The sequence below is a fragment of the uncultured Novosphingobium sp. genome, from assembly GCF_964277725.1.
GTDB lineage: Bacteria > Pseudomonadota > Alphaproteobacteria > Sphingomonadales > Sphingomonadaceae > Novosphingobium > Novosphingobium fluoreni.
Window position 1 is genome coordinate 1 of sequence record NZ_CAXYKL010000086.1, and the last position, 10624, is coordinate 10624.

General features: G+C 67.2%; 12 protein-coding genes. 10 read left to right on the top strand and 2 right to left on the bottom strand.

Annotation, left to right across the window (positions count from 1 at the left end):
* The first annotated feature begins 111 nt into the window (after positions 1-111).
* Entirely contained in the window at positions 112-816 is a 705-nt protein-coding gene (locus tag ACHWRX_RS05005) for a DUF1013 domain-containing protein (protein ID WP_058737408.1), read from the top strand.
* A 266-nt stretch (positions 817-1082) separates the two neighbouring features.
* On the opposite strand, the gene ACHWRX_RS05010 is transcribed toward ACHWRX_RS05005, so the two are convergent.
* Both ACHWRX_RS05010 and ACHWRX_RS05015 read right to left on the bottom strand, forming a co-directional pair.
* Complete coding sequence (locus tag ACHWRX_RS05010) at positions 1083-1529, bottom strand: polymer-forming cytoskeletal protein (RefSeq protein WP_183615795.1); 447 nt, start codon at positions 1527-1529, stop codon at positions 1083-1085.
* Positions 1530-1552: 23 nt separating this feature from the next.
* Positions 1553-2614: a M23 family metallopeptidase gene (locus tag ACHWRX_RS05015; protein ID WP_394658330.1), complete on the bottom strand. Its 1062-nt coding sequence runs from the start codon at positions 2612-2614 to the stop codon at positions 1553-1555.
* 261 nt (positions 2615-2875) lie between these two features.
* Here ACHWRX_RS05015 and ACHWRX_RS05020 point away from each other — a divergent pair, with 261 nt between their 5' ends.
* The 9 genes from ACHWRX_RS05020 to ACHWRX_RS05060 all read left to right on the top strand — a co-directional run.
* Entirely contained in the window at positions 2876-4183 is a 1308-nt protein-coding gene (locus tag ACHWRX_RS05020) for a glutamate-5-semialdehyde dehydrogenase (RefSeq protein ID WP_394658331.1), read from the top strand.
* A 256-nt stretch (positions 4184-4439) separates the two neighbouring features.
* A complete protein-coding gene (locus tag ACHWRX_RS05025) occupies positions 4440-5090 on the top strand; it encodes a nicotinate-nucleotide adenylyltransferase (RefSeq protein ID WP_183615797.1) in 651 nt (216 codons plus the stop codon).
* Positions 5091-5283: 193 nt separating this feature from the next.
* Positions 5284-5637, top strand: a complete 354-nt coding sequence (rsfS, locus tag ACHWRX_RS05030; RefSeq protein ID WP_058737433.1) for a ribosome silencing factor — start codon at positions 5284-5286, stop codon at positions 5635-5637.
* 107 nt (positions 5638-5744) lie between these two features.
* Positions 5745-6170: a 23S rRNA (pseudouridine(1915)-N(3))-methyltransferase RlmH gene (locus ACHWRX_RS05035; protein WP_058737414.1), complete on the top strand. Its 426-nt coding sequence runs from the start codon at positions 5745-5747 to the stop codon at positions 6168-6170.
* 83 nt (positions 6171-6253) lie between these two features.
* A complete protein-coding gene (locus tag ACHWRX_RS05040; protein ID WP_394658332.1) occupies positions 6254-7513 on the top strand; it encodes a murein hydrolase activator EnvC family protein in 1260 nt (419 codons plus the stop codon).
* Between the two features lie 179 nt (positions 7514-7692).
* Positions 7693-9042: a S41 family peptidase gene (locus tag ACHWRX_RS05045; RefSeq protein WP_058737415.1), complete on the top strand. Its 1350-nt coding sequence runs from the start codon at positions 7693-7695 to the stop codon at positions 9040-9042.
* A 111-nt stretch (positions 9043-9153) separates the two neighbouring features.
* Complete coding sequence (locus ACHWRX_RS05050; RefSeq protein ID WP_394658333.1) at positions 9154-9627, top strand: disulfide bond formation protein B; 474 nt, start codon at positions 9154-9156, stop codon at positions 9625-9627.
* Positions 9620-10132, top strand: coding sequence for a demethoxyubiquinone hydroxylase family protein (locus tag ACHWRX_RS05055; protein WP_058737417.1), 513 nt, complete (start codon positions 9620-9622; stop codon positions 10130-10132). The genes ACHWRX_RS05050 and ACHWRX_RS05055 overlap by 8 nt, the downstream gene beginning before the upstream one ends.
* A 111-nt stretch (positions 10133-10243) precedes the next feature.
* The coding region (locus ACHWRX_RS05060; protein ID WP_394658334.1) for a hypothetical protein at positions 10244-10624 on the top strand (381 nt) is incomplete at its 3' end.

Below are 10624 nucleotides of genomic sequence, written 5' to 3' on the forward strand. Positions count from 1 at the left end.
GCCGCGATTGCCTAGATCAACCCGGTACGGCCGCTCCGCAAAGGGGCGGCCCTTGTTGTTTTTGCGCCGGATGCTCTTTCGTTCGTCCGGCATCGATCGGGACCAAGAGACATGAGCCAGCCCACTCCGCTGATGCCGCACGCGACCGCTTCGTGGCTGGTCGACACCACGGGCCTCACTTTTGAGCAGATCGCCGAATTCTGCGGCCTGCACATCCTGGAAGTGCAGGCGATGGCGGATGATCTGGCCTCCAGCAAGTACACCGGCCGTGATCCCGTCCGCTCGGGCGAGTTGACGATGGAGGAGATCGAGAAGGGCCAGGCCGATCCCGCCTACAAACTGAAGATGCAGAAGGCGCCGGTCACCGTCAGCCGCACCAAGGGCGCGCGCTACACGCCGGTTTCCAAGCGTCAGGACAAGCCGGACGGCATCGCCTGGATCCTGCGCAACCACGCCGAAGTGTCCGATGCGCAGATCGGCAAGCTGATCGGCACCACCCGCAACACCATCGCCGCGATCCGCGATCGCAGCCACTGGAACATCAGCAACATCACGCCGAAGGACCCGGTGACGCTGGGCCTGTGCTCGCAGCGCGAGCTGGACGCGATCGTCGCCAAGGCCGCCAAGAAGGCCGGCATCGAGGACGATGGCCGCGATGACGAGCGTCTCGGCGATGATCGCCAGGCTCTGTTGGAAGAGCTGCGCCAGGAGCGAGAAGATGCGCGCGTCGCCGCCAGCGAAGCCGCACAGGAAGCCGAAGCCGCCGCCTGGCTTGAAGCCAAGCGCGCCGCAGAAGCGGAAGAACGCCGGGGTTGAGTTCTACGAGCGAGGGGCGGGTTGGCTCGCCTCTCGTTTGTCCCAAAAAACCCATAACGCCGTTCGTGTCGAGCGTAGTCGAGACGCTTTTGCGTAGAATCGCCATGTCTCGACTTCGCTCGACACGAACGGGATGCGGGATCAAGTGACGGCGATATTCGAGATAGCGCGTCCATTTGGCGCCAGAAAGTAGAGATCCCGAAGCGCGTTCAGGTTGATGAGGCCGGAGCGCCGAAGTCGCGGACGCCCCAGCGCCTTGTATAAACTCAGCCCTCGGCTTCCACGGTGGGAGAGGCCAGCACCAGTCGCGCCAGTTCCGATGGCTGCTCCACAACGGCGGCAGGGCGGGATACCGGCTGGGCCTGATTCGAACGCGGGGTCAGCCGGCCGTCCAGCTGCGCGCCTTGTTCGATCGTCAGTGCATCGTAGATGATGTCGCCGCGAATGCGTGCGGACTTCATGATCACGACCTCGCGCGCCGTCACCGAACCATCGATCCGACCGGCGATGCGGGCCGATTCGGCCATGATCGCGCCGATCACTTCGCTGCCCTCGCCCTGGATCAGCGCGGTGCAAGTGATGTCCCCTTCGACGCGCCCCTCGACGTGCAGGTCCGCCGTGGCGCTGATATTGCCCGAGATCGCGGTGTCGCCCCCCAGAATACTGGTGGTGGAGCCGTGAAGCGGGCGATGGCTGCCGATGGGCTTGGACATGGAAGAGGGAGTCCTTGGGGTTATCATGAGCGTGCCTGCGCGTTTTGAGCGGCATCCAGGAAGGGCCGCGGGTTCACCGGTTGGTCATTGATGCGCACTTCGAAGTGCAGGTGCGGGCCGGTGGAACGTCCAGTACTGCCCATAGCTGCGATGCGAGTGCCCGGCTCCACCATCTGCCCGACGCGCGCGCCGAAGCCCGACAAGTGGGCATAGCGGGTGACCAGGCCGCTGCCGTGGCTGATCTCGATGCAGTTGCCATAGCCCTGCTTCTGGCCGACGAAGGTCACACGGCCCTTGGCGGCGGCGTAGATCGCCGAGCCCATCGGTCCGGGAAAATCGAGGCCTGCGTGGAACGCTGCGCCGCCGTTGAACGGGTCGGCACGATAGCCGAAGCTGGATGAGACGAACGGCACATGCGCGGGCTGCACTTGCGGCACGCTGGCGAGACTGGAAACCATCGCGTCCATGCGGGCCAGGCTAGCGCCCATTTGCCGGAAGCGGGGATCGACCGTGCCGTCACGCGCGGTGGCGAGGCGCAGCAGAGGACCACCCTCGGCAGAACGACGGGCGATCATTGCACCAGGATTGAGGCCCAGCCTGCGGATCGAATCCGCCGCACGGGTGGAGCGACGGTCCGCATAGCGGGTCAACCGCTCGACAAAGGAAAGCTGCGCAGCCTCCAATTGCGCCAATTGCGCGGCCTCGGGCATCGCCATGCTGAGCTTCTTGACGGTGGTGGACGTCTCGTCCCGGTCGTCCGACGCAGCATCGCCGCCTTGGATATCGTCGGGCAGATCACCCAGGTGGGCCTCGACCATGCGCTGGATGAATTCCTGACGCCGTTCCAGGTCTGCGGCCACTGCACGCACGTCCTGACGATAGGCGTCGACACGGTTCTGGGCGGTGGCGATTCGGGCCTCGCGCGCCTGCAGGGCGGCTTGTTCCTGCGTGGCCGACCATTGCGAGAGCGTAGCGCTCGCCATCGTGCCGACCCACACGGAGAGGAAGGATACCACGCCCACGGCGCCAAGCGTCTGAACTTTCGTGGAAACCTTGATAAATCGGACCTGGCCCTGAGAGCGCATGAAGAATTCACGCTCGGGGAAAAGGGTCCGCAGACGCGATCGAACCGCGTCGGCGGCTGGCATTTTCAAAACTAACCCCGCTATCGCAACTATACTGTCTTGAGGCGCGCCCTAGCCATGGACTGTCACAAACGCGAATCCGCCTGCCTTGCGCACATGCCAAACGAAGTTGAGCGGAGGGAGTCTTGCGGCAAGCTGAGGTTTCGGCGGGAACGCTGGGTCTGCCGTGACATCGTCGGGCTGCGATGATAGGTGGCGGGCATGAATATCCAGAGCCCCGTCATCGCCCACGAATCCGATCTTGCAGCCGCGAATGGGCAGAGCCCGGAGGCGCTGGTCGCCGGCCTGGCAACGGCGGGCCGCGCCGCGCAGCGACAAGTCGCGCTACTGTCCGATGCGCAGAAGACTGCCGCTTTGCGTGCGGTGGCCGCACAGTTGCGTGCCGATCAGGCCGCGATCCTGGAGGCCAATGCGCGCGATGTTACGGCCGGCGAGGAAAAGGGCCTGTCGGGCGCACTGCTCGATCGGTTGCGGCTCGATCCCAAGCGGCTGGCGGCGATGGCCGACGCGGTGGAGCAGGTAGCTTCGCTGCCCGATCCCGTGGGGCAGGTGATCGATCGCAGCGAGCGGCCCAACGGCCTGCAGCTCTCGCGCGTGCGGATCCCGATCGGACTGATTGGGATCATCTACGAAAGCCGCCCCAACGTCACCGCCGATGCCGCCGCACTGTGCCTGCGCTCTGGCAACGCGGTGCTGCTGCGCGGGGGCACGGAGGCGATTCACTCCAACCGGGCGATCCACGCCGCCTTCGCCAGCGGGCTGGCCTCTGCGGGCGTCCCGGCGGAAGCGGTGCAGCTGATGCCTTCGCAGGACCGCGCCCTGGTCGGCGCGATGCTGACGGCGGCGGGGCTGATTGACATGATCGTGCCGCGCGGTGGCAAGAGCCTGGTGGCGCGCGTGCAGGCGGATGCACGGGTGCCGGTGCTCGCCCATCTCGATGGCATCTGCCACACCTACATCGATGCGGGCGCCGATCCTGAGATGGCGCGCAAGGTGGCGCTCAACGCCAAGATGCGCCGCACCGGCATCTGCGGGGCGATGGAGACGCTGCTGCTCGACGTGCAGTTCGGCGATTCGATCGCGCTGGTGGGTGACCTGATCGACGCGGGCTGCGAATTGCGCGGCGATGCCCGGGCCCAGGCTCTCGATCCGCGAATCGGCGCGGCGAGCGACGAGGATTGGGATACCGAATATCTCGATGCGATCCTTTCCGTGGCGGTGGTGGACGGGCTGGATGCGGCGCTGGCGCATATCGCCCGCCATTCCTCGCACCACACCGATGCGATCGTGACCGGCGACGAAGCCCATGCCGAACGGTTCCTGGCCGAAGTGGACAGCGCGATCGTTATGGTCAACGCCTCCAGCCAGTTCGCCGATGGCGGCGAGTTCGGCCTCGGCGCGGAGATCGGCATTGCGACCGGCCGCCTCCACGCCCGTGGGCCGGTCGCGCTGGAGGGACTGACGACGTACAAGTGGCAGGTGCGTGGGACTGGCCAGACCCGGCCCTGACCTTGATTCACGCGATGACGTTTCACGCGGAGGCGCGGAGCCGCGGAGACAAGCAGAAGAAGATTAGCTCGCGCAGAGGCGCAGAGGCGCAGAGAGGTGGCTCCTGCGGCGAAGCCGCCTTCTCTATCTACGGCTCGATCAACCGCGTCGACGGAATGCGAAGGGGCCTGACGGCCCACCGCGACTCCTCTGCGCCTCTGCGCCTCTGCGCGAGCCATTTCCTTCTTTCTTTTATCCTCACGCCGCGTGAAGCCGCATGAGCATCCCCACCGGCCTGCTCGGCGGCAGTTTCAACCCGGCGCATGGTGCGCACCGCAAGGTCTCGCTCGAAGTCATGCGCGCGCTGGGGCTGGAAGAGGTGTGGTGGCTGGTTTCCCCGGGCAATCCGCTCAAGCCCAAGGCAGGCATGGCCCCGCTGGCGGCACGGTATGCCTCGGCACGGGCGCAGGCCCGGCGTGCGCCGATCCGGGTCACCGCGATCGAGCGGGAATTCGGCACCGCCTACACCGCGCTCACCTTGCGGCGGCTGATCCGGCGGTACCCGAAACGGCGCTTCGTATGGATCATGGGCGCGGACAATCTCGCCCAGTTCCACCGCTGGCGCGACTGGCGGAGCATCGCACGATCGATGCCGATTGCCGTGGTGGCGCGTCCGGGCTATGATAGCGCCGCTGTCGCGAGCCCCGCGATGGCCTGGCTGGGACGAAACCGGAAGTCACCCGCCTGCTTGAAGTTCCGGGATTCGTGGAGCGCGCCTGCGCTGTTGACCTTGCGTTTTGATCCCGACCCGCGCTCGGCGACGGATATCCGTCGCGCCGATCCGGACTGGGCGCAGCAGTCGTCGCTCTTGCGGCACGGCTTGCGTGATCAGGTCACCCATCGCGCCATAACCGGACATTCTGCGTGAGCGGGCAACTTGCCCTCCCGCGCTTTCCGCACCATTTCATCATCATGCATCATTTTGTTTCTACTTACCGATCGCACGCACTTGCGGCGCGATCGTGCGTTTCATCAGCAGAGAGGAGCTGACTTTACTCAAGATGCCCCAGGCACATCTACAGCCGGTCTCGACCGGCACCGCGAACCCCGCCGGGCCTGCCATGCCCGCAGGGTCGGACGATCCGCTTCTGGCGCTCGTCCTGCAATCGCTCGATGACGATCAGGCCCAGGAGGTCGTGACCATCGATCTCGACGGCAAATCCAGCATCGCCGATTACATGGTGATCGCATCGGGCCGGTCCAGCCGGCAGGTGGCTGCGATCGCCCAGAAGCTGGCGGAGCGCCTCAAGCACGGCGGCCACGGCCATGCCCGCATCGAAGGCCTGCCCGCGGCAGACTGGGTGCTGGTGGATGCCGGCGGCGTGGTGGTCCACTTGTTCCGCCCGGAAGTGCGCACGTTCTACAATCTGGAGCGCATGTGGGGCTTTGGCGAAGGCGGCGCCGGCGCGGCCTGATCGCGCGCGGCAGGACGCGTCCCATGGCTCCGGCACACCCGCGATTGCGGGAGCCGCCGTTACATTGCCCCTCGCCGTAGCGGGGCCGTGGCGCTACCACGGCGGCCATGCTCTTGCACATCATCGCCAGGGGAAAGATCGCCCGCTCGCCCGAAGCTGAGCTGGTGGACCGCTATGCCAAGCGGCTGACCTGGCCTTTTCGTCATACCGAATTGCCCGACGTGGGCGGCCGCGTGCCGCCTGTGGCGCATACGCCCGTGCGTGAGGTGCTGCTGGATGAGCGGGGCAAGCTGCTCTCGTCCGAAGCGTTCGCCGAACTGCTGGGCCGCTGGCGGGACGAAGGTGTGCGCGAGGCGCGCTTCCTGATCGGCGCGGCGGACGGCCATGGCGATGCCGCGCGGGGGCAGGCGGACCTGCTGCTGGGTTTTGGTGCGATGACCTGGCCGCACTTGATGGTCCGCGCGATGCTGGCCGAACAACTTTGGCGCGCGACCAGTATCCTCGCCGGTCATCCCTACCACCGGGCGGGGTGAGAGTGGCGACTCTGCCCTTCCTCGTTACACCCGCAGCAGCGGAAACTCCTTTCCAGAGGCTTGCTTTGGCGCAGCCTTGTCAGATGGCACCCCGCGTTTGCGCGGATGGCGGAAAAAAGGGCGGGCGGCGGCTATGGCTGCTCCTAGCCGCGCTTCCCGCCGTTGCCGGGATCGTGCTTACCGCCACCGCGCAGGACGCGCCTGTTCCCCCGCCCGCCGATGCCGCGCAGACTCGCCGCGAGCTTGCGACGGCCCAGGCCGAGGGTAACGCTGCCCGCCGCCGGGCCGAGACGCTGGAAGCGCAGGCCCGTGCCGTCACCCTGCAGGCGGACCGCACTGCGCGCGAGGCGGCGGCCCTGGCTGCGCGCGTGCAGGAAACCGAGGCGCAGATCGCGGCGCAGGAGGCGCGGGTCAAGCTGATCGCCGCCGCCCGCCAGGCCTTGCGCGCCCGCATGGCCGAGCGGCAGGCTCCGCTGGTGCGGCTCACTGCCTCGCTCCAGCGGCTTTCGCGCCGTCCCCCGGTGCTGGCGCTGCTGCGGCCCGGCTCGCTGCGCGATCTCGTCACCATGCGGGCGTTGTTGCAGACGATGCTGCCCGAAGTGGAGCGCCGCACCGCCGCGTTGCGCACCGAGATCACCCGGGCGCAGGCGCTGGAGCGATCGGCGCGCGCCGCGTCGGACCAGCTGCGCGCCGGTGAGAACCAATTGAACGAGAAGCGCCGCCAGCTGGCGGCGGTCGAGGCGCGGCAGCGGATCGCCAGCAGGCAGGTTTCGGGCATCGCCAGTCGCGAGGCGGAGCGCGCGCTGATGCTGGCGGAGCGGGCGCGCGACCTGGGCGATTTGGTGGGGGAGATCGGCCGTCAGGGCCAGCTGCGTGAGGCGCTGGCACGGCTACCCGGCCCGATTATCCGTCCGCCCCGCCCGGAGGACTCGCGGGTGATCGATCCGCCCGCGGCGATTCCCACGCCGCAAGGGCTGGGCGCGTGGATGCTGCCGCTGACCGGCCGCCTCGTCACCGGTTTTGGCGAGCAGGGCGCGGGGCAATCGCGGTCGCGCGGCGTGTTGCTGGCGGTGCGGCCCAACGCGCAGGCGGTGGCGCCCGCCTCGGGCCGGATCGCCTTTGCCGGGCGCTATCGCGGTTACGGCCAGATCGTGATCATCGAGCATGAGGGCGGCTGGGCCTCGCTCGTCACCGGCCTGGCGCGGCTGGACGTGGCGGTGGGGCAGCAGGTGGTGGCAGGCTCACCGCTGGGCGTGGCCGGGCCGGGCCGCCCGCAAGTGGGCGTCGAGCTGCGGCGCAACGGCGTGCCGGTCAACCCGTTGCAATACCTGCGGGGGGCGTGAGTGTTTCCGGGTCCGTGTCCTTACCCCCGCTCGACACGAACGGGAGGGGTTACGCCGTGACGCTTCGTTGTTTGCCCTCAAGACAGCCACTGGCCAACCCCCGCCGCCGTCACTAGAATGGGGGAACTTACGCGGAAGCCGGATGGGCTCTGCTGGAAACGAGAGGCTCCCATTAGCCGATGAAATTCGCTCCTCTCCTGCGCGCCACCATGCTGGTCAGCGCCGTCGCCCTGTTGCCCACCGCCACGGCGGGCCTTGCGGCGGTCGATGCGCGCAGCGGGCCGCAGTTCGGCAAGCTGCTGGCGATCTATCAGCTGGTGAAGGACAATTACGTCGACCAGGTGAGCGACGACAAGCTGCTGAAGGGCGCGATCGACGGGATGCTTGCCAGCCTCGATCCGCACTCGACCTATCTCGATGGCCCCTCGCTGCAGCGGATCGAGACGATGATCGACGGCAACTACACCGGCCTTGGCCTCTCCGTGGTGGAAGAGGACGGGGCGGTGAAGGTGGTCTCGCCGTTCAAAGGCTCCCCGGCGGAAAAGGCGGGAATCAAGGCTGGGGACTTCATCACCCACCTGGACGGTACGCTCTATTTCGAACGGGACCTGGACGAGGCGGTCGCGAAGATGCGCGGCCCCGCAGGCACGCCGATCCGGCTGACGATCTTCCGCACCGGCCGCGATGCGCCGTTCGACGTGACGGTGACGCGCGGCGTGATCGAGCTGGAGCCGGTCACGCATGAGCTGAAGGGCGATGTCGGCGTGATCTCGGTGAACGAATTCTCGCGCGATGTCGGCAAGGACGTGAACATCGCGATCAACGACCTGAAGGCGCAGGTGGCCAAGACGCCGCAGGGCAAGCTGGCGGGCCTGGTCCTCGATCTGCGCTCGAACCCAGGCGGTTCGCTGGACGAGGCGGTGGCGCTGTCCGACTTGTTCCTGGACAAGGGCGACATCGTTTCGCAGCGCGGCCGCGTCGCATCGGAAAACCAGTTCTATCGGGCCGAAACGATGTTCAAGGGCGATGCGATCAAGGGCATGCCGATGATCGTGCTGATCGACGCCGGTTCGGCCTCGGCTTCCGAGATCGTGGCCGGGGCGCTGCAGGATCAGCATCGCGCCGTGATCATGGGTGAGCGCAGCTTCGGCAAGGGCAGCGTGCAGTCGCTGATCGGTCTGGACAAGACCAGCGCGGTGAAGCTGACGACGGCGCGCTATTTCACGCCGTCCGGCCACTCGGTGCAGGAAGGCGGCATCGATCCCGACATCCGCGTGCCCCAGCTTTCCGATCCCGACGCCAAGGCGCGGGCGGATCGGGCGGTGCGCGAAAGCGACTTGCGCGGCCACCTGATCAACGAGGCCTCGCTGGACGACAAGGAGCTGGAAACCGACAAAAAGGACGATCCGCGTTTCACCGCCACGCCGGAAGACCTGAAGAAGCAGGGCATCAAGGACTTCCAGCTGCACTACGCGATCCAGACGCTGGACCGCACGGCGGGCCGTCCCGCGCTGGCGGCACGGAAGTAACCTTGGTCGGAAATTCATCCCCACTTCCGTTCGTGTCGAGCGTAGTCGAGACATGCTGGCGGCGTGCAATGTGTCTCGACTTCGCTCGACACGAACGGGGAGGTGTGATCTGTGCCGGATGAAAAAGCCGCGCGCTGGCTGGCGCTGCTGACGCCGGCGCTTCTGCTGGCGGGTGCGTATATCAGCCAATACGGTTTCGGCCTGCCGCCTTGCGAGATGTGCTGGTGGCAGCGCTATGCCCATTTTGCGGCGCTCGCGCTTGGGTTCCTGGCCTTCGTGATCCCGAACCGCATGCTGGTCTGGCTCGCCGCAGTGGCTATCGCGCTGGCCGGACTGATCGGCGGTTTCCACGCCGGGGTAGAGTATGGCTGGTGGCAGGGCGTCACCGCCTGCACCGCCAGTCCCTTCGCCAGCGGGCAGGACCCCCTGGCCGCGATCCTGGCCGCGCCGGTGATCCGCTGCGACGTGGCGCCATGGTCGCTGTTCGGGATATCGCTGGCGGGATGGAACTTCCTGTTCTCGATCGCCGCCGCGCTGGCGATCGCCTTGCTTCTGACGCGCGGCCGGAGAGTGGCTGATGGATAAGCGCAGCGAGCGTATGTTGCGGGTCGATCAGGCGGGCGAATTCGGCGCAACCCGCATCTATGCTGGGCAGCTGGCGGTGATGGGCAATCGCGCGCCTGGCGCCGCCGAGATCGCCGGTATGGCGACGCAGGAGGCCGCGCATCGCGAAGTGTTCGACAAGCTGCTGGCGGAGCGCGGCGTGCGGCCCACGCTGCTGCAGCCGGTATGGTCGGCGGCGGGCTTTGCGCTGGGTGCGGCGACGGCCTTGCTCGGCCCCGAGGCGGCGATGGCCTGCACGGCAGCGGTGGAGACCGAGATCGACCGCCACTATACCCAGCAGCTGGATGACCTGGGGGACGAAGACCCCGAATTGTCCGGCCACATCGCCAAGTTCCGCGACGAGGAGCGGGAGCATCACGATGCGGCTATTGCCGGCGGGGCGGAACGGGCACCGGCCTATCCGCTGCTGTCCGGCGTGATCCGGCTGGGCTGCCGCGTGGCGATCAAGCTTTCCGAACGCATCTGATCGTCAAAAGCGTGATGGGCGCGGGAACCAATCGCGCGGCCTTCAGCTATCATTCAAGGCACTCGCGGCTTATAGCGGCGGCGAGGCGCTTCGCCTGATGGGAGCTGAAATATGTTGCGTACCTGGACCGCCATCGCCTCGACCGCTGCTGTCCTGGCCTTTGCCGCGCCGGCGCTGGCGCAGGATGGCGCGGAAACGTCCGGCAGCGATAAGGTGAACCAGGTGATCGTCTATGGCGACGATCCCTGCCCGGCATCGACCGGAGACGAGATCACCGTCTGCGCCCGCAAGCCCGAGGGTGAGCGTTATCGCATCCCCGCTCCGCTGCGCGGCGTGGACAGGCCGACTTCGGAAGCCTGGAGCAACAAGGTGCTGGCGTACGAGACGGTCGGCCGCTTTGGCACCAACAGCTGCTCCCCCGTGGGCGCGGGCGGCTTTACCGGCTGCACCCAGCAGATGATCAACAAGGCCCGCGCCGAGCGGGAGAACGGC